The organism is Streptomyces populi (assembly GCF_002911015.1).
GTDB classification, from domain to species: Bacteria; Actinomycetota; Actinomycetes; order Streptomycetales; family Streptomycetaceae; genus Streptomyces; species Streptomyces populi.
This window is the reverse complement of record NZ_KZ626988.1, coordinates 1-18,707: the sequence shown is the minus strand read 5'-3', so window position 1 is coordinate 18,707 and position 18,707 is coordinate 1. Positions and strand designations below refer to the sequence as shown.

Annotated in this window: 19 protein-coding genes; 8 read left to right on the top strand and 11 right to left on the bottom strand. The window is 72.0% G+C overall.

The genetic code is table 11. The features are described 5' to 3' along the window. Positions 1–156: 156 nt before the first annotated feature. The 4 genes from CW362_RS38930 to CW362_RS38920 form a co-directional block, all read right to left on the bottom strand. Positions 157–675 carry a SixA phosphatase family protein gene (locus tag CW362_RS38930; RefSeq protein ID WP_103554314.1) on the bottom strand — a complete coding sequence of 173 codons (519 nt, stop codon included), beginning with the start codon at positions 673–675 and terminating at the stop codon, positions 157–159. Between the two features lie 139 nt (positions 676–814). Further along, entirely contained in the window at positions 815–1,030 is a 216-nt protein-coding gene (locus CW362_RS38925; protein ID WP_103554313.1) for a hypothetical protein, read from the bottom strand. Between the two features lie 224 nt (positions 1,031–1,254). Beyond that, a complete protein-coding gene (locus CW362_RS45400) occupies positions 1,255–1,371 on the bottom strand; it encodes an SGM_5486 family transporter-associated protein (RefSeq protein ID WP_268255577.1) in 117 nt (38 codons plus the stop codon). A gap of 63 nt (positions 1,372–1,434) precedes the next feature. Beyond that, entirely contained in the window at positions 1,435–2,811 is a 1,377-nt protein-coding gene (locus CW362_RS38920; RefSeq protein WP_376452834.1) for a CynX/NimT family MFS transporter, read from the bottom strand. Positions 2,812–2,924: 113 nt separating this feature from the next. On the opposite strand from CW362_RS38920, the gene CW362_RS38915 reads away from it, so the two are divergent. After that, positions 2,925–3,599 carry a FadR/GntR family transcriptional regulator gene (locus CW362_RS38915; protein WP_103554311.1) on the top strand — a complete coding sequence of 225 codons (675 nt, stop codon included), beginning with the start codon at positions 2,925–2,927 and terminating at the stop codon, positions 3,597–3,599. A 44-nt stretch (positions 3,600–3,643) separates the two neighbouring features. Here CW362_RS38915 and CW362_RS38910 read toward each other — a convergent pair whose 3' ends face one another. The 3 genes from CW362_RS38910 to fabG form a co-directional block, all read right to left on the bottom strand. Continuing rightward, positions 3,644–4,027, bottom strand: a complete 384-nt coding sequence (locus tag CW362_RS38910; RefSeq protein ID WP_103554310.1) for a hypothetical protein — start codon at positions 4,025–4,027, stop codon at positions 3,644–3,646. 157 nt (positions 4,028–4,184) lie between these two features. Next, on the bottom strand, positions 4,185–4,952 hold the full coding sequence (gene fabI / locus CW362_RS38905; RefSeq protein WP_037623747.1) for an enoyl-ACP reductase FabI: 768 nt from the start codon (positions 4,950–4,952) through the stop codon (positions 4,185–4,187). Between the two features lie 3 nt (positions 4,953–4,955). Continuing rightward, complete coding sequence (gene fabG, locus CW362_RS38900; protein ID WP_103554309.1) at positions 4,956–5,660, bottom strand: 3-oxoacyl-[acyl-carrier-protein] reductase; 705 nt, start codon at positions 5,658–5,660, stop codon at positions 4,956–4,958. 271 nt (positions 5,661–5,931) lie between these two features. Between fabG and CW362_RS38895 the strand changes: the two genes are divergently transcribed. Genes CW362_RS38895 through tyrS form a run of 3 tightly spaced genes read left to right on the top strand, consistent with a single transcriptional unit; the run spans position 5,932 to position 10,159 of the window. Further along, positions 5,932–7,455 (top strand): TldD/PmbA family protein, encoded by a 1,524-nt coding sequence (locus tag CW362_RS38895; protein ID WP_103554308.1) that lies wholly within the window; start codon positions 5,932–5,934, stop codon positions 7,453–7,455. After that, positions 7,452–8,846 carry a metallopeptidase TldD-related protein gene (locus CW362_RS38890; RefSeq protein WP_103554307.1) on the top strand — a complete coding sequence of 465 codons (1,395 nt, stop codon included), beginning with the start codon at positions 7,452–7,454 and terminating at the stop codon, positions 8,844–8,846. Before CW362_RS38895 ends, CW362_RS38890 begins: the two co-directional genes overlap by 4 nt. Before the next feature lie 44 nt (positions 8,847–8,890). Continuing rightward, entirely contained in the window at positions 8,891–10,159 is a 1,269-nt protein-coding gene (tyrS, locus tag CW362_RS38885) for a tyrosine--tRNA ligase (RefSeq protein WP_103554306.1), read from the top strand. A 98-nt stretch (positions 10,160–10,257) separates the two neighbouring features. Here tyrS and CW362_RS38880 read toward each other — a convergent pair whose 3' ends face one another. Continuing rightward, complete coding sequence (locus tag CW362_RS38880) at positions 10,258–10,542, bottom strand: GlsB/YeaQ/YmgE family stress response membrane protein (RefSeq protein WP_103554305.1); 285 nt, start codon at positions 10,540–10,542, stop codon at positions 10,258–10,260. Positions 10,543–10,780: 238 nt separating this feature from the next. Between CW362_RS38880 and CW362_RS38875 the strand changes: the two genes are divergently transcribed. Further along, the gene (locus CW362_RS38875; protein ID WP_376452842.1) at positions 10,781–11,170 is read left to right on the top strand and encodes a DUF3099 domain-containing protein; all 390 of its coding nucleotides are present in this window, start codon (positions 10,781–10,783) and stop codon (positions 11,168–11,170) included. A gap of 337 nt (positions 11,171–11,507) precedes the next feature. Beyond that, positions 11,508–11,762 carry a hypothetical protein gene (locus CW362_RS38870; RefSeq protein ID WP_103554303.1) on the top strand — a complete coding sequence of 85 codons (255 nt, stop codon included), beginning with the start codon at positions 11,508–11,510 and terminating at the stop codon, positions 11,760–11,762. 29 nt (positions 11,763–11,791) lie between these two features. Here the strand turns inward: CW362_RS38870 and moaA are convergent, their stop codons facing one another. From moaA to CW362_RS38855, 3 genes are all read right to left on the bottom strand, one after another. Next, positions 11,792–12,781, bottom strand: a complete 990-nt coding sequence (gene moaA, locus CW362_RS38865) for a GTP 3',8-cyclase MoaA (protein ID WP_240658281.1) — start codon at positions 12,779–12,781, stop codon at positions 11,792–11,794. 170 nt (positions 12,782–12,951) lie between these two features. Further along, positions 12,952–14,589: a solute symporter family protein gene (locus CW362_RS38860; RefSeq protein WP_103554301.1), complete on the bottom strand. Its 1,638-nt coding sequence runs from the start codon at positions 14,587–14,589 to the stop codon at positions 12,952–12,954. Next, positions 14,586–14,942 (bottom strand): DUF485 domain-containing protein, encoded by a 357-nt coding sequence (locus CW362_RS38855; protein ID WP_103554300.1) that lies wholly within the window; start codon positions 14,940–14,942, stop codon positions 14,586–14,588. The genes CW362_RS38860 and CW362_RS38855 overlap by 4 nt, the downstream gene beginning before the upstream one ends. A gap of 408 nt (positions 14,943–15,350) precedes the next feature. Between CW362_RS38855 and CW362_RS38850 the strand changes: the two genes are divergently transcribed. Continuing rightward, complete coding sequence (locus CW362_RS38850) at positions 15,351–16,877, top strand: S8 family serine peptidase (RefSeq protein ID WP_103554299.1); 1,527 nt, start codon at positions 15,351–15,353, stop codon at positions 16,875–16,877. Positions 16,878–16,982: 105 nt separating this feature from the next. After that, positions 16,983–18,551 (top strand): CoA transferase, encoded by a 1,569-nt coding sequence (locus tag CW362_RS38845; RefSeq protein ID WP_103554298.1) that lies wholly within the window; start codon positions 16,983–16,985, stop codon positions 18,549–18,551. The last annotated feature ends 156 nt before the right edge of the window (positions 18,552–18,707 follow it).

The window sequence follows — 18,707 nt, the reverse complement described above, 5'->3', positions numbered from 1 at the left end:
TCCTCGACACGGTCCTCTATCTGCTGGGCGTCACCCGTGAAGAGGTCGAGGCCGCCGACATGGACGAGGACGACGACGCGCACTGAGCGTCCCTGGTGACGTACGGGGGCCCGGCACCGTGGTGGTGCCGGGCCCCCGTACGTCACCGCGGTGGGGTCACTCCGTCGGGGCCCAGTATTCGGTCAGGGTGGCCGTCGCGGGCTCCAGGGACTTCCAGGGGCCGTCGAAGGAGAGCACCGCGAAGGCCGCGGTGTGGAAACCGTGGGCGTTCATGCGTGCGCGGGTGTCGCCCTCGGCCCGGCTCGCCAGGATGTCGGTCAGGGCGTGCATGCCCGGGTTGTGACCGATCAGGATCACGTCGTGCGCGTCGTCCGGGGTTTCGTTGAGCACGGCGATCAGCTCGCCGGGCGAGGCTTCGTAGATCCGCTCCTCGTAGACCGTTTTCGGCCGGTGCGGGAGCTCCTGGACGGCGTGCTTCCACGTCTCGCGGGTGCGGACCGCGGTGGAGCAGAGGGCCAGGTCCAGGGGGATGCCGGTGTCGGCCAGTCTGCGTCCGGCGACGGCGGCGTCCATGCGGCCCCGGTCGGCGAGCGGCCGCTCATGGTCGGAGATCTGCGGCCAGTCGGCTTTCGCATGCCGGAAGAGGATGATCCTGCGGGGTTCTGCGACGCTCATGCGTCCCAGCTTCGCACGAAACATGCCATGGGGCGCAGGGAGTTGATGCGGTCCCCCGGCGGGGGTGGACCCTGTCCCGTCAGGGGTGATGCCGTCCCTCCCGGGGAGGGCGGGGTGAGACCGGTCCGGGCTCCACGGCTCACGGAGTGTTGTGCAGGACCGCTTGCCGGACGCTCTCGAACAGGTGGGTGATCGCCGGGTCGCCGGTCGCGGCGTGCGCGTCCACCGGGTTGAGGATCATGAGCAGCAGGGTGATGAAGGCGAGCGTGGGCAGGGCGAGGGCCCACCAGGGCAGCCGGATGTCGACGCGGCCCGTGGTCGCCGGGCGGGGCCGGGTGTGCGTAGGGGCCGACATGCCGCCTCCGTGAGTCTTCGAGTGATCCCCCGACCGCGGTTCGCGGTCACGATTCGAAGCTACGGAATCCGCGGCCTCCGGCCCATCCGGTGATCCACCCACTTGACCCTGACCCTCACCCCCTAGGGGATGGGGGGTTATCCCCACCCCCGGGGCCGGAGGGGGGCGACGGCGAGGGCGCCGCGGTGGTCAGCGCGGCGCCGCCGGGCACGGGGCCGCACCGTTCACGGGGACGCGACGGAGGCGACGATGCCGATGATCACGGTGATGGCCAGCATCGCGCCGAGCACGAGCAGCAGCTTCTTCTGGCCGTTCTGGGGGTTCGGGTCGAGCACAGGCATGCGGCCAGTCTCGCACTCTTCGTCCGTCGCGCCGTCCCCGGGGCCCGTTTCCCGGGGACGGGGTCATCCGGCGGCCTCGTCCTCCACCGTGCGGTCGCGGCCCGCCAGGATGCCGACCCCGATCTGCGGGAGCATCAGCCCGGCCATCATCGCGAGGGGCAGGCCCCAGCCGCCGCTGTGCTGGTAGAGCACGCCCACGAGCAGGGGGCCCGGGATCGAGATCAGATAGCCGGCGCTCTGGGCGAACGCGGACAGCTTGGCGACGCCGGGGCCCGTCCGGGCCCGCATGCCCACCATGGTCAGCGCCAGGGGGAAGGCGCAGTTCGAGATGCCGAGCAGCAGGGCCCAGGCCCAGGCGCCCGCCGCCGGGGCCAGGTAGAGGCCCGCGTATCCGGCGAGTCCGCTGAGGCCCAGGACGACCACGATGGGCCCCTGGCGGGGCAGGCGGGTGGCGAGGCGGGGGATGACGAAGGCCAGTGGCACGCCCATCACCATGGTGACGGCGAGGAGCAGTCCCGCGGTGCCCGCGGCGACGCCCGCGTCGCGGAAGATCTGCGCCATCCAGCCCATCGTGATGTAGGCGGCGGTCGCCTGGAGCCCGAAGAAGACGGCGAGGGCCCAGGCCGTACGGCTGCGGGTGATGCGCAGGCCGTCGTCGGCGGGACCGTGGGGGGTGACGGCGGCGGCAGCCGGGGCCGGGGTGCCGGTGGGGGCCGTCGTCGAAGGCGCGCGGTCGTCGGCGGGGGCCGTGCCGGGCGCGGCCGGTTCGCGGTCACCGGTGCCGGGTTCGGTGCCCTTCGCGCGTACCAGCAGGATCCACGGCAGGACGGCCGCCGCCGCGAGTCCCGCCCACACCGCGAGGCCGGAGTGCCAGTCGTCCCCCAGGGCGTCGGTCATGGGGACGGTCGCCGCCGCGGCGGCCGACGTGCCGAGGGCGAGGGCCATCGAGTAGAGGCCCGTCATGGAGCCGACCTTGTCGGGGAACCAGCGCTTGACGATCACCGGCATCAGGACGTTGCTGACGGCGATGCCCATGAGCGCGAGCGCGCTGGCGGCCAGGAACCCGGCCGTGCCCCCGGCGTACGGGCGCACGGCCAGGCCCGTCGCGATGGCCGCCATGCCCGCGCAGACGACGGCGGCGGGCCCGAAGCGGCGGGCGAGCCGCGGTGCGGTCACGCCGAAGACGGCGAAGCACAGGGGTGGTACGGAGGTGAGCAGCCCGGCGAGGCCGCCGCTCATGCCGAGGCCGTCGCGCACCTCTTCGAGGAGGGCGCCGAGGCTGGTGATGGCCGGGCGCAGGTTGAGGGCGGCGAGGACGACGCCGACGACCACGAGCCGTGTCGCCCACGCGCGCGCGGAGGGCGTGTCGGGTGCCGTGCTCCCGGTGGAGCGGTGCATCGGCGGGGACGGCGTCGGCGTGCGGGTTTCCTCGGGGAGCATGAGGCCCATCATAGAATCATGGGATGATTGGTTGCCCCATCGGGCTGCGTTAATCTCCGGAGCCTCCGGCCCGCGCGCGAACGATCACACCCGGGCCCGTACGAAGGACCGTCATGCCGCTGAGCCATCCCCGCCGTTCGGCCCTGTCCGAGCAGGTCATCGCCGAGCTGCGGAACCAGATCACCTCGGGCGAGTGGCCGGTGGGCTCCCGCATCCCCACCGAGCCGGAGCTCGTCGACCAGCTCGGCGTGGCCCGCAACACCGTGCGCGAGGCCGTCCGGGCGCTCGCCCACAACGGGCTGCTGGACATCCGGCAGGGATCGGGGACCTACGTCGTGGCGACCAGCGAGCTGGCGGGCGTGATGCACCGCCGGTTCGCGGACGCCGACCCCCGGCACATCGCCGAGCTGCGGTCCACGCTGGAGTCGAGCGCCGCGCGGCTGGCCGCGGAGCGGCGCACCGAGCGCGACCTCAAGCAGCTGGACGCGCTCCTCGGGCGCCGGGAGGAGGCCTGGGAGTCGGGCGACGCGGAGGCCTTCGTGGCCGCCGACGCGACCTTCCACCTGGCGGTGGTGGCCGCGTCCCGCAACGACGTCATGACGGCGATGTACGCGGATCTGGGCGAGGTGCTGCGCGACTGGCTGCGCGGGGACGTCGGTGAGGAACTGACGCCGGAGTCGTACATGGACCACGCCCTGCTCGTCGACGCGATCAGGGCGGGCGACGCGGACGCGGCGGCCGCGGAGGCCGCGAGCTATCCCTTCCAGTGCCGGCCCGGGCCGGCGTAGGCCCGGGGTGCCGCACCGGACCGCGGCGGCCCGGGGCACGGACCTCATTCCCCGTGGGTGATCCAGACCGTGCGGATCTCCTTCCAGCAGCGGCCGGTCAGCCGGACCGTCATCGCGGGGCCGACGTCGACCGGGACGCTGTCGCCGTCGATGTCCCACCAGCGGGCGCATTCGACGTGCAGGGCGACGCGGTCGGTGCCCACATAGGGGTTGTGGCAGTACGCGACGACGTGGGAGCCGGTGACCGTGGTCCGGCACTCGGCGCCGAACGGCTGGGGCACGGCGGCCCGCCGCGCCGTCTCGATCCCGGGCGGCCAGGAGCCTCCGCCCACGTCCTCCGCGCGCGGGTGCGGCATCGCGTCGTGCGGAACGGCCATGACGAGGGCGACAGCGGCGAACACCGGAGCAAAGCGGTGGGACAGGCGCACAAGGGGACCTCCTCGGCCGTACGGCTGCGGGGCGGGCGGTGCGTGCTCCCAGCGTGCCGCTCGCGGGGTCCGGGCCGCCCGGCCGACTGGGCCGAACGGGCGACGCCCCGCCCCCCGCGCGCTGCGGGGAACGGGGCGTCGGAACCTGCGACGAGTGTCACGCGCCGATGGCGTGCAGACCGCCGTCCACGTGGATGATCTCGCCCGTGGTCTTCGGGAACCAGTCGCTCAGGAGGGCGACGACGCCCTTGCCGGCCGGCTCCGGGTCCTTCAGGTCCCACTCCAGCGGGGCGCGGGTGTCCCACACGGAGGCCAGCTCGCCGAAGCCCGGGATGGACTTGGCAGCCATGGAGCCGATGGGGCCGGCGGAGATGAGGTTGCAGCGGATGTTCTGCTTGCCCAGGTCGCGGGCCATGTAGCGGCTGGTGGCCTCCAGGGCGGCCTTGGCCGGGCCCATCCAGTCGTACTGCGGCCACGCGTACTGCGCGTCGAAGGTGAGGCCGACGACGGAGCCGCCGTTCTGCATCAGCGGCAGGCAGGCCATCGTCAGCGACTTCAGGGAGAACGCCGAGACGTGCATGGCCGTGGCGACCGACTCGAACGGCGTGTTCAGGAAGTTGCCGCCGAGGGCGTCCTGCGGCGCGAAGCCGATGGAGTGCACGACGCCGTCGAGGCCGCCGAGCTCCTCGCCGACGACGTCGGCCAGGCGCCCGAGGTGCTCCTCGTTGGTGACGTCGAGCTCGATGACCTTGGTCGGCTTCGGCAGCTTCTTGGCGATGCGCTCGGTCAGCGTGGGCCGCGGGAACGCGGTCAGGATGATCTCGGCACCCTGCTCCTGGGCCAGCTTGGCGGTGTGGAAGGCGATGGAGGACTCCATCAGCACACCGGTGATCAGGACGCGCTTGCCCTCAAGAATTCCGCTCATGGTTCAGTGACCCATTCCCAGTCCGCCGTCAACCGGGATGACGGCTCCAGTGATGTACGAGGCTTCGTCCGAGGCGAGGAACCGCACCGTCGCGGCGATCTCCTCGGGCTGTGCGTAACGGCCCAGCGGCACCTGCGAGACGATGTTCGCGCGCTGCTCCTCGGTGAGCGCCTGCGTCATGTCGGTGTCGACGAAGCCGGGCGCGACGACGTTGAAGGTGAGATTGCGCGAGCCGAGCTCGCGGGCGAGCGAACGCGCGAAGCCGACGAGGGCGGCCTTGGACGCGGCGTAGTTCGCCTGCCCCGCCGAGCCGAGCAGCCCGACGACCGAGGAGATCAGCACGACGCGGCCCTTCTTGGCGCGCAGCATGCCGCGGTTGGCACGCTTGACCACGCGGAAGGTGCCGGTGAGGTTGGTGTCGATGACCGAGGTGAAGTCCTCCTCGGACATGCGCATCAGCAGCTGGTCCTTGGTGACGCCGGCGTTGGCGATCAGGACCTCGACCGGACCGTGCTCGGCCTCGATCTCCTTGTAGGCCTGCTCCACCTGCTCGGAGTCGGTGATGTCGCACTTGACGGCCAGGAAGCCGGCCGGCGGCTCACCGGACCGGTACGTGATCGCGACCTTGTCGCCGGCGTCGGCGAAAGCGCGGGCGATGGCGAGGCCGATGCCCCGGTTGCCTCCGGTGACGAGAACCGAGCGGCTCAACGGATCACCCTTTCGTTAGCGGACTGAAACCCCTGCAATACAGGCGCCTTCCTCGAAAACCTATCGGTCCGTCCGGCCCCGCAGGGAATCGGGCACCGACAGTGGGTTCGGGCGACTGCTGTCGGATCCCTACAGAAAACCGAGGCCGTACGGCCGGATGACGGACGCCTCGCGATCGAAAGACGGGCCCGGTCACGGCAAAGACGTGGCCGCCGGACCCGCCCGCGCGACATGATCGGACCCGACGGGCCACGACAACAGGGAGACCTCGGTGCCTCATTCCATCGACGAAGCCTTCACGGCGCTACCGCTGCGCGCACTCGCCGACGCCGCGCTCGCGCGGGCGCGGGCACTGGGCGCCGACCACGCGGACTTCCGCTTCGAGCGGGTGCGCAGCGCGTCCTGGCGGCTGCGCGACGCCAAGCCGGCCGGATCGTCGGACACCACGGACCTCGGGTACGCGGTACGGGTCGTGCACGGCGGGACCTGGGGGTTCGCGTCGGGTGTGGACCTGAGCATGGACGCGGCCGCGAAGGTCGCCTCGCAGGCCGTGGCGATGGCGAAGCTGTCGGCCCGGGTGATCAGGGCGGCCGGGTCGGACGAGCGGGTGGAGCTGGCCCCGGAGCCGGTGCACGCCGAGAAGACGTGGGTCTCGTCGTACGAGATCGACCCCTTCTCCGTGCCGGACGAGGAGAAGGCGGGGCTGCTGGCCGACTGGAGCGCGCTGCTGCTGGCGGCCGAGGGGGTCAACCACGTCGACGCGTCCCTGCTGACCGTCCACGAGAACAAGTTCTACGCGGACACCGCCGGGACCGTGACCACGCAGCAGCGGGTGCGGCTGCACCCGCAGCTCACCGCCGTGGCCGTCGACGAGTCCAGCGGCGAGTTCGACTCGATGCGGACGATCGCGCCGCCGGTCGGGCGCGGCTGGGAGTACCTGCTGGGCACCGGCTGGGACTGGGACTCCGAGCTGGAACGGATGCCCGGGCTGCTCGCGGAGAAGATGCGGGCGCCGAGCGTGGAGGCGGGCGTGTACGACCTCGTCGTCGACCCCTCCAACCTGTGGCTGACCATCCACGAGTCCATCGGGCACGCCACCGAGCTGGACCGCGCGCTCGGCTACGAGGCCGCGTACGCCGGGACCTCCTTCGCCACCTTCGACCAGCTCGGCAAGCTGAAGTACGGCTCCGACCTGATGAACGTGACCGGTGACCGCACCGCCGAGCACGGCCTCGCGACCGTCGGGTACGACGACGAGGGCGTCGAGGGCCAGTCCTGGGACCTGGTGAAGCAGGGAACCCTCGTCGGGTACCAGCTGGACCGGCGGATCGCGAACCTGACCGGCTTCGGGCGCTCCAACGGATGCGCGTACGCCGACTCCCCCGGGCACGTGCCCGTGCAGCGGATGGCCAACGTCTCGCTGCGGCCGGACCCGGGCGGCCTGTCCACCGAGGACCTGATCGGGGGCGTCGACCGCGGCATCTACGTCGTCGGCGACCGGTCCTGGTCCATCGACATGCAGCGCTACAACTTCCAGTTCACCGGCCAGCGCTTCTTCAAGATCGAGAACGGCCGGATCACGGGTCAGCTGCGTGATGTCGCGTACCAGGCGACGACCACCGACTTCTGGGGTTCGATGGCCGCCGTCGGCGGCCCCCAGACGTACGTCCTCGGCGGTGCCTTCAACTGCGGCAAGGCCCAGCCGGGCCAGGTCGCCGCGGTGTCGCACGGCTGCCCCTCCGCCCTCTTCAAGGGTGTCAACATCCTCAACACCACGTCGGAGGCCGGTCGATGAGCGCCCGTACGAACAAGCCGCACGAGGTCGTCGAGCGCGCCCTCGAACTGTCCCGGGCCGACGGCTGTGTGGTGATCGCCGACGAACGGTCCACGGCCAACCTGCGCTGGGCGGGCAACGCGCTCACCACGAACGGGGTCACCCGCGGGCGCACGCTCACCGTGATCGCCACCGTCGACGGCCGCGAGGGCGCCTCCTCCGGGGTCGTCTCGCGCTCGGCCGTGACCGCCGACGAGCTGGAACCCCTGGTGCGGGCCGCCGAGGCCGCGGCGCGCGGCGCCGGACCCGCCGAGGACGGCCGGCCGCTGGTGACGGACGTGCCGGAGTCCCCCGACTTCACGGACGCGCCCGCCGAGACCTCCTCCGCCGTCTTCGCCGACTTCGCGCCGACGCTCGGCGAGTCCTTCGCCCGCGCGCGTGCGGGCGGGCGGGAGCTGTACGGCTTCGCCAACCACGAGCTCGTCTCCAGCTACCTCGGCACGTCGACGGGGCTGCGGCTGCGGCACGACCAGCCGAACGGCACGCTGGAGCTCAACGCCAAGTCCCCGGACCGTACGCGTTCGGCGTGGGCGGGACGTTCCACGCGGGACTTCAAGGACGTCGACCCGGCCGCGATGGACGCGGAGCTGGCGGTACGGCTCGGCTGGGCCGAGCGGCGCGTCGAGCTGCCCGCCGGGCGCTACGAGACGCTGCTGCCGCCGACCGCGGTCGCGGACCTGCTGATCTACCAGATGTGGTCGTCCGCCGCCCGGGACGCGGCCGAGGGCCGGACCGTCTTCAGCAAGCCCGGGGGCGGCACCCGCATCGGCGAGCGGCTCAGCGAACTGCCGCTGACGCTGCGCAGCGACCCGAACGAGCCGGGCCTGGAGTCCGCTCCCTTCGTGCTCGCGCACGCCTCGGGCGACGACGCCTCCGTGTTCGACAACGGGCTGCCGCTGCGGGCCACCGACTGGATCCGGGAGGGCGAGCTGCGGCACCTGTCCACCACCCGGCACAGCGCCGGGCTGACCGGGCTGCCGGTGACCCCGTCGATCGGGAACCTCGTCCTCGACGGCGGTGAGGACCGCTCCCTGGAGGAGATGGTCGCCGCCACCGAGCGCGGTCTGCTGCTGACCTGCCTGTGGTACATCCGCGAGGTCGACCCGGCGACGCTCCTGCTGACCGGGCTCACCCGCGACGGCGTCTACCTCGTCGAGGGCGGCGAGGTCGTGGGCGAGGTGAACAACTTCCGGTTCAACGAGTCCCCGGTGGACCTGCTGGGCCGGGCCGTGGAGGCGGGACGGACGGAGAAGACGCTGCCCCGCGAGTGGAGCGACTGGTTCACCAGGGCCGCGATGCCCGCGCTGCGAGTGCCGGATTTCAATATGAGTTCTGTCAGCCAGGGCGTATAACCTCGTACCTGATTCACGAGACCACCCGAGGAGATACGAGAACCGTGACGGACATCGTCGACGAGCTGAAGTGGCGGGGGCTGTTCGCCCTGTCCACGGACGAAGATGCTTTGCGCAAGGCGCTCGCGGACGGTCCCGTCACGTTCTATTGCGGCTTCGACCCGACCGCGGCCAGCCTGCACGTAGGACACCTGGTGCAGGTGCTGACCATGCGCCGGCTCCAGCAGGCGGGGCTGCGGCCGCTCGCCCTGGTGGGCGGGGCGACGGGCCAGATCGGTGACCCCCGTCCCACGGCCGAGCGCACCCTGAACGACCCGGAGACGGTCGCGAACTGGGTGACGCGCCTGCGTTCGCAGATCGAGCCGTTCCTGTCCTTCGAGGGCGAGAACGCCGCGGTCATGGTGAACAACCTGGACTGGACGGCCGGGCTGTCGGCCATCGAGTTCCTGCGGGACATCGGCAAGCACTTCCGGGTCAACAAGATGCTGACCAAGGACTCCGTGGCCCGTCGCCTGGAGTCCGAGGAGGGCATCAGCTACACGGAGTTCAGCTACCAGCTCCTCCAGGGCATGGACTTCCTGGAGCTGTACCGCCGGTACGGCTGCACCCTCCAGCAGGGCGGCAGCGACCAGTGGGGCAACCTCACGGCGGGCCTGGACCTGATCCACCGCCTGGAGCCGACGGCGCACGTGCACGCGCTGGCGACGCCGCTGATGGTCAAGGCGGACGGCACCAAGTTCGGCAAGACCGAGGGCGGCGCCGTCTGGCTCGACCCCGAGATGACGACGCCGTACGCGTTCTACCAGTTCTGGCTGAACGTGGACGACCGGGACGTCTCGACGTACATGCGCATCCTGTCCTTCAGGTCCCCCGAGGAGCTGGAGGAGCTGGAGAAGCAGACGGAGGAGCGTCCGCAGGCCCGTGCCGCCCAGCGCGCGCTGGCCGAGGAGCTGACGACGCTGGTGCACGGCGCCGACCAGACGGCCGCCGTGATCGCCGCGTCCAAGGCCCTCTTCGGGCAGGGCGAGCTGACCGACCTGGACGAGCGCACGCTCGCCGCGGCCCTGTCCGAGGTGCCGCACATCCAGGTCGCCGAGGCCGGCCTGGTCGTGGACCTCTTCGCGGAGGTCGGTCTGGTGGCCAGCAAGTCCGCCGCGCGCCGCACGGTCAAGGAGGGCGGCGCGTACGTGAACAACGTGAAGGTCGCCGCCGAGGACGCGGTCCCGGCCAAGGAGGACCTGCTGCACGGGCGCTGGCTGGTGCTGCGCCGGGGCAAGAAGAGCCTGGCCGCGATCGAGGTCACGGGCGCCTGAGCGCTCCTGCGACAGCGAGGGCGCGGGCCGCTTCCGGGAAGCGGCCCGCGCCCTTCGTTCCGTTCGGGCTCCGCGCCCTTCGTTCCGTTCGGGCGGGGTCAGGCCCGCTGCTGCGCCTTCTTGTTCCCCCACAGGGCCATGTACGCCATGTCGCCCAGTGCCACGATGACGATCGCGGCGATCAGCTGGAAGAGGTGGCGGGTCCAGTCGATGCCGGGCGTCGCCTCGACGCCGAAGGCGCGCGCGAGGGCGTTGCCCACGATGGCGCCGAGCATGCCGAAGATGGTCGTCAGCCAGAGCGGGCTGTGCTGCTTGCCCGGGATGATCAGTTTGGCGATCAGGCCCAGCACGAATCCGACGATGATCGCCCACAGCCAGCCCATGTCCGCCTCCTCGTACTGCTCCCGTGCGACGTACCGTCAGTGTCTGGCCGTCCGCCGTACGGCGCATGTCGGGCGGTGCCGTACGCGCTACGGCGCACCGGGTCCGTCCGGACAGGGCCGCCCCGGTCTCGAAGGCGGCGCGGACGCGGCGTACCGTGGAAGCAGTCCGGGCCCGCTTCCTCGACGGGTCCGTGCCGGGTACGGACCGGGAGTGTCCGACACAGGCGGGTGGTGGAGCGTGATCAGGAAGCAGAGCAACGTCCAGGTCTTCCGGATCACCGGAGCCAGACAGAGCCTGGACGACGACGTGCGCGGCCGGCAGCGCCGCTATGTCATCTCCATGTCCATCCGCACGGTGTCGGTGATCCTGGCCGCCACCCTGTGGAGCGTCGAGCGGCCCGTCGCCCTGGTCGCCCTGGTCCTCGGGATCACCCTGCCGTACATCGCGGTGGTCATCGCCAACGCCGGACGTGAGAACGCGCCCTCGCTGCCCTCGACGTTCGTCACCGCTCAGCCGCGTCCGATGATCACGCCGCCCCGGCAGGACGGCCCTGGGGAGCCGTCCCCCGAGGACGCCGCGACCGGTCCCGGAGCGCGTCCGGGGGCCGAGCCGCGCGACGGGGGCTGAGCCCCGAGCGGAGCCGGACCACGCGCGAACTCGCCCTGGGACAAAGCCGGTTCAGCTCCGTACGGACGTCGGCGCATTCTCCGAAAACGGAATGCCGCCGCGCGGACAAGCTCAAGAAAAGCTCAGATCAATCATGTTGTTCCGGTGCCGGGCGGCGGGTTACCCGTGACATACTTCGTACGCGCTCCGCATCCCCCGTCGGAGCGACGGACCGACGCCGGGCAGCTCCCCCCGTGGCTGCTCGGCGTCGCCTTTGTACGGACTCGGGGCCGGCCCGCGAACGGTCCGCCCACCCGCGCGGAGCGCGTGCCGCGGGGCCTCGGTTAGGGTCGGCAGGATGATGCTGAACGCCCCCGGTTCCGACCCCGCCTCCCCCGTCTGCTCGGCCAAGGCCTGCCGCGCGGACGCCGTGTGGGTGCTCGCCTGGAACAATCCGAAGCTGCACACGCCCGAGCGCCGCAAGACCTGGCTCGCGTGCGAGGAGCACCGCGAGCACCTGTCCCAGTTCCTCGGTGTGCGCGGGTTCCTGAAGGACGTCGTGACGCTCGACGCGTGGGAGGCCTCCCGGCCGGCGGAGCGCGGCGAGGAGTAGCCCGCCGGCCCCGTCAGCCGCCGCTCCGGTCAGCCGCCGATCGCCGACATGGGGCGGTCGGGCTGCACGAACGAGGGGTCGTCCAGACCGGCCCCCGCCTTCTTGCCCCACATGGCGGTGCGCCAGATGCCGGCTATCTCCTCGTCGGGCGCGCCCGAGCGCAGTGCGCCCCGCAGGTCGGTCTCCTCCGCGGCGAACAGGCAGGTGCGCACCTGTCCGTCGGCGGTGAGGCGGGTGCGGTCGCAGGCCGCGCAGAACGGGCGGGTGACGGAGGCGATCACACCGACGCGGTGCGGGCCGCCGTCGACGATCCAGCGCTCGGCGGGTGCGGAACCCCGCTCCTCGGCGCTCTCCTCGGTGAGGTGGAAGCGGGTGCGCAGCGAGGCGAGGATGTCACCTGCGGTGACCATGCCGTCGCGCTTCCAGCCGTGCTGGGCGTCCAGGGGCATCTGCTCGATGAAGCGGAGTTCGTAGTCGTGCTCCATGGACCAGGCCAGCAGGTCCGGGGCCTCGTCGGCGTTCAGGCCCGGCATCAGGACCGAGTTGATCTTCACGGGGGTCAGGCCGGCCTCGCGGGCGGCCTCGAGGCCCTCGACGACGTCCTTGTGCCGGTCACGGCGGGTGAGGGTCTTGAAGACGTCGGGCCGCAGGGTGTCCAGCGAGACGTTCACCCGGTCGAGACCGGCGGCCTTCAGGGCGGCCGCGGTGCGCCTGAGGCCGATGCCGTTGGTCGTGAGGGACATCTGCGGGCGGGGGGCGAGGGCCGCGACCCGCTCGACGATGCCGGGCAGTCCGGGGCGCAGCAGGGGCTCGCCGCCGGTGAAGCGGACCTCCTCGATGCCGAGACGGGTGACCGCGATCCCTATCAGGCGGACGATCTCGTCGTCGGTGAGCAGATCGGGCTTGGCGAGCCACTGCAAGCCCTCCTCGGGCATGCAGTAGGTGCAGCGGAGGTTGCACCGGTCCGTCAGTGAGACACGCAGGTCGGTGGCGACCCGGCCGTAGGTGTCGATGAGCACGTGGGCCCCCTCCCTCGTTGCGGATCTCTTTCTCCGGATACCTGTGAGCCTACGTGACGGGACCGACGAGAACAGCGGCCGATCCCACGAAACGCGGCGCGGGCCCGTCGTGGGTACCTACCGGTGGTGGTCCACCGGCGCTCCCCGACGGGCCCGCGCGATGCCGGTGACTAGTGCGCCCCGGTACCGGTCAGGGAGCGGACCTCCAGCTCCGCGTACTTGCCGGCGTCCGGTTCCTCCTTGGACAGGAGGGTGCCCAGCCAGCCCAGCAGGAAGCCGACCGGGATGGAGATGAGGCCCGGGTTCTCCAGCGGGAACCAGTGGAAGTCGACGTCGGGGAACATCGAGGTGGGCTTGCCCGAGACGACCGGGGAGAACAGCACCAGGCCGACCGCCGTGGCCAGACCGCCGTAGATCGACCAGAGCGCGCCCGCGGTGGTGAACCGCTTCCAGAACAGGCTGTAGAGGATCGTCGGCAGGTTGGCGGAGGCCGCGACCGCGAAGGCGAGGGCGACCAGACCGGCGACGTTGAGGTCGCGGGCGAGGGCGCCGAGCAGGATGGACACGGCGCCGATGCCGACCGTCGCGTACCGGGCGGCCTTCATCTCCTCCTTCTCCGAGGCCTGGCCCTTCTTGATGACGTTGGCGTAGATGTCGTGCGCGAAGGAGGAGGACGAGGCGAGCGTCAGTCCCGCGACGACCGCGAGGATCGTGGCGAAGGCGACGGCGGAGATGGTGGCGAGCAGGATCGCGCCCCAGTTGGAGTCCACGCCGCCGAGGTGCAGGGCGAGCAGGGGTGCCGCCGTGTTGCCCGCCTTGTTGGAGGCGATGATCTCGTCCGGTTTGATCAGCGCGGCGGCGCCGAAGCCGAGGGCGAGGGTCATCAGGTAGAAGGCGCCGATGAGGCCGATCGCCCAGTTGACGGACTTCCGCGCGGTCTTGGCGGTGGGCACGGTGTAGAAACGGATCAGGATGTGCGGCAGGCCCGCGGTGCCGAGGACCAGTGCCATGCCGAGCGAGATGAAGTCCAGCTTGGTGGTCGACGTGGCGCCGTACTTGAGCCCTGGTTCCAGGAAGGGCGAGCCCTTGCCGCTGTTCTCGGCCGCCCTGCCGAGCAGGTCGGAGATGTTGAAGTGGAACTTCAGCAGGACCAGGAAGGTGAGCAGCAGGGCGCCGGCGATGAGCAGGACCGCCTTGACCATCTGCACCCAGGTGGTGCCCTTCATGCCGCCGATGGTGACGTACACGATCATCAGGACGCCGACGAGCGCGACGATGCCGATCTTGCCGCCGTCGCTGGTGATGCCGAGGAGCAGCGAGACGAGGACGCCCGCGCCGGCCATCTGCGCCAGCAGGTAGAAGATCGACACGACGATGGTGGAGGTGCCGGCCGCGGTACGGACCGGGCGCTGGCGCATGCGGTAGGCGAGGACGTCGCCCATCGTGTAGCGGCCGGAGTTGCGCAGGGGTTCGGCGACCAGGAGCAGGGCCACCAGCCAGGCGACCAGGAAGCCGATGGAGTAGAGGAAGCCGTCGTAGCCGAAGAGGGCGATCGCGCCGGCGATGCCGAGGAAGGACGCGGCGGACATGTAGTCGCCGGAGACGGCGAGTCCGTTCTGGAATCCGGTGAACTGGCGTCCGCCCGCGTAGAAGTCGGCGGCGTCCTTGGTCTGGCGTCCGGCCCAGACGGTGATGACCAGGGTCGCGGCGACGAACACCGCGAACAGGGTGATGATCAGCGGGCGGTGCTCGCTCGCCTCGCCCGCGGCCAGCACGGTCCGGTGCGCGGTGGTCCGTACGGGGCTCATGCGCCGCCCTCCATCCGGGACTTGATGGCGTCGGCCTTGGGGTCGAGGTGAGCGGCCGCGTGCCGCGAGTACCACCAGGCGATGAGGAAGGTGGTGAGGAACTGGGCGAGACCCAGCACCAGGGCGACGTTGACGTTGCCGAACAGCTTGGTGCCCATGAAGCCGCCCGCGTAGTTCGAGAGCAGCACGTACAGCAGGTACCAGAGGATGAATCCGACGGTCAGCGGGAAGGCGAAGGAGCGGTGCGAGCTGCGCAGTTCACCGAACTCGGCGCTCTCCTGCATCTCGACGAACTTCTCGGTGGACGGGAGTTGCGCTCCGGTCTGCGCGGGTGGTGGTGCGTCGGTGGCCACGGCGTCTCCTCGCGTTGCGGGTGTGGTTGCGACGGTGGGCGGGGACAGGTCGGGGCCGGCGGACGGGGACGGTTCGGGTACGGACATGCGGCTTCGACCTCACATCGGCGTGTGTCTCGTGACGGACTGCAACCGTTCGCATCCTTTCCGTGATACGGGTAAAGGAATCGATCGTCCTCGGGCTCCCTGCCCAAGGTCACGGCGCCACGCGTGGACCGGTTCAACTCGCCCGGCTTCTTTCGGAAGTCGTCGCCGCGGGGCTCCGGCTTCTTTCGGAAGTCGTCGCCACAAGTCATTGCTGGCCCGGTCGGCGGCGGGATAGCTTCTGCCTGCGCCATTCCGTCATGTACCTGCCCGAGCACCATCCGTGTTCGGGCAGCTCCGTTTTCCGGATGATGTGGAGATCCCATGGCTCATCTGCGACCCAGACACCGTCTCGCGCTCGCCGTGCCGGTCGTTCTGTCGCTCACCGCCTCGCTCGGCTTCCTGCCGGGCGTCGCGTCGGCCACCCCCCTCACCGCGCCCGCCGCGACGACCGCGGACGGGCCGAACCTCTCCTACGTGGTCAACACGACGACGGACCACCGCACGATCGCGTCGGTGAAGAAGGCGATCGCGGCCGCCGGCGGCAGTGTCGTCATCGCGTACGAGCAGATCGGCGTGATCGTCGTCCACTCGGCGAACCCGGACTTCGGCCGGCAGATCCGGACGGTACGCGGAGTGCGGTCGGCCGGTGCCACCCGCACCTCGCCGCTGAAGGCCGCGGGCACGACGGACGAGGGCGCGGTGCAGGTGCTGTCCGCCGCCGAGGCCGCCAGGGTCGCGAAGACCGCCGACGCGGGCCAGGAGCCCCTCGAGGCCGACCAGTGGGACCTGCGCGCGATAGGCGCCGACAAGGCGGCCGCGGTCAACCCCGGCAGCAAGAAGGTGACCGTCGCGGTGATCGACGTCGGCGTCGACGACACCCACCCCGACATCGCGCCGAACTTCTCCGCCTCGCAGTCCGCGAACTGCGTGGGCGGCAAGCCGGACACGACGTACGGGTCCTGGCGCCCGGTGGACGCCGACCACTACCACGGCACGCATGTCGCGGGAGAGATCGCGGCGGCCCGCAACGGCGTCGGCGTCGCGGGGGTCGCGCCGGGCGTGAAGGTCTCCGGCATCACCGTCGCCGAGCCCGACTCCACCCAGCTCTTCTATCCGGAGAGCGTCGTGTGCGCCTTCGTGTTCGCCGCCGACCACGGCGTCGAGATCACCAACAACAGCTACTACGTGGACCCGTGGCTGTACAACTGCCTCGACGACCCCGACCAGAAGGCCATCGTCGACGCCGTCGACCGCGCCCAGCGGTACGCCCAGCGCAAGGGCACGCTGAACGTCGCCGCTGCGGGCAACTCCAACGACGACCTCGACTCGGACGCGCTCACCGACGCCTCCAGCCCCGACGACTCGACCGCCACGACACGGACGGTCGACCCGCACAAGTGCTTCGACATACCCACCCAGTTGCCCGGTGTCGTCACGGTCTCCTCGACCGGCGTCAAGGGCGCCAAGTCCTACTTCTCCAGCTACGGCGACGGCGTCATCGACGTCGCGGCGCCCGGCGGCGACCGCTACCAGATCCCGGACACGCCCTCGGCGAACGGCCGCATCCTCTCCACCCTGCCGAACAACACGTACGGATTCCTACAGGGCACCTCGATGGCCACCCCGCACGTCGCCGGAGTGGCCGCGCTCCTGAAGTCCAAGTACCCCTGGGCTTCACCGGCCCAGCTCCAGCTCCTCCTCAAGGCCCAGGCGGACAACCCGGGTTGCCCGACCGCGCCGTACGACGGCAACGGCGACGGGATCGTCGACGCGACCTGCGCGGGCGGCAAGCGCGTGAACGGGTTCTACGGATTCGGCATCGTCAACGCCCTGCGGGCGGTCAAGTAACGCCTGCCGAAAGCCCATGGCCCCGGTCGCCCTTCGCGGCGACCGGGGCCGCGCCGCCGCGGGCCGCCTCCGGTGTTGATCGTGTCCACACCGCATAGTGCCGGTATGACGCATTCACCGATCGCCGCTGTATGGGACGAGCTGGGCGGAGACCCGGCGCTGCTCCCCGGGGTTTCGACCGTGGTGCGGGCGGGCGCGCTGGAAGCCGCCCTGCCCGTGCGGGAGTCGGCGCGTGCCTGCGTGGGCGCCTGCGCGCTGGCCGCCGCCGAGCTGGGGGCCCGGCGGGCCGGACTCGCGCGGGTGCCGCGGGTGAGCGTGGACGACGGCGCCGTCGCGACGGCCTTCGTCAGCGAACGGCATCTGCGGATCGACGGGCGCGCACCGGTCGGCTTCGCTCCGCTGTCCCGGTTCTGGCGGACCGCGGACGGCTGGGTGCGGACGCACGCGAACTATCCGCATCACCGGGCCCGGCTGCTGGACGCGCTGGGGGCGGCGGACGACGCGGGCGCCGAGGACGTGGCCGGTCTGCTCGCCGGACGGTCCGCGCGGGAGATCGAGGAGAGCGTGTACGACGCCGGCGGGCTCGCCGTCGCGCTGCGCACGCCGGAGGAGTGGGCGGCACACGAGCAGGGCCTCGCACTGGCGGAGCACCCCTTGATCGAGTGGGGTGGGCCCGGCGGCCGGGGCGGACCCGCCGGGCCGGGCGGGGCGGCGGGCGGCCGTCGGCGCGCGCGGCTCCTCGCCCCGCCGGCCGGCACCGGTCCGCTGCTGCCGGCCTCCGGGGTGCGGGTCCTGGACCTGACCCGGGTCATCGCGGGCCCGGTCGCCACCCGCACGCTGGCCCTGCTGGGCGCCGACGTGCTGCGCCTGGACGCGCCGCGGCTGCCCGAGGACCCGGACTCGCACGCCGACACGGGCTTCGGCAAGCGCTCCGCACTGCTGGACCTGGTGGCCGACCGGCGCGCCTTCGACGAACTGCTGGCGGCGGCGGACGTCGTCGTCACCGGGTACCGGCCCGGCGCCCTGGACCGTTTCGGGCTCTCCCCCGAGGCGCTGGCCGAGCGCGATCCGGGCCTCGTGGTGGCCCAGGTGTCGGCGTGGGGGACGTACGGGCCCTGGGGCGGGCGGCGGGGCTTCGACAGCCTGGTGCAGGTGGCGACCGGGATCGCGGTGACGGAGGGATCGCCCGGGCGGCCCGGCGCGCTGCCGGCGCAGGCCCTCGACCACGGAACCGGGTACCTGCTGGCGGCGGCCGTCCTGCGCGCGCTGACCGACCGGACGGAGTCCGGCCGCGGCCGCGTCGTACGGCTGGCGCTCGCGCGCACGGCGATGTGGCTGACGGACGGGATCGGGCGGCCGGAGGCGCCGGGCGCCGTACCGGACGCCTCGAAGGGGGAACCCGGCGCGGTGACCGGCCCCCCGGCCCGTACGGCACCGGCCCCCTCGCCGGAGGAACCCGGCACCGTACCGGGCACCTCGGAGAGGGAACCCGGCACCGTAGCGGACGCCTCCGTGGGGGAACCGTACGACCGCCCCGACGCCTGGCTGGCCGAGCGGACCGGCCCCGTCGGCCGTCTCCGCCACGCCCTGCCCCCCGTCTCCTTCACGGGCGGCCCCGCCGACTGGTCCCGCCCGCCGGGCCGTTGGGGGACGGACCCCGCGCGATGGGCCTGAGGGCCGCACCGCCCGGCGGACCCGACGGTGGCCCCGTCGCGTCACCGGGCGGCACCCCCGCAGGCGCCGTCCCGGCACCCCCGGGCGCGGCCGCGGCGGCGCCGGGCGGGCGACCCGCGCGGCGTCCGGCCTCCCGCGCGCGAGGGCCGGGCGCCG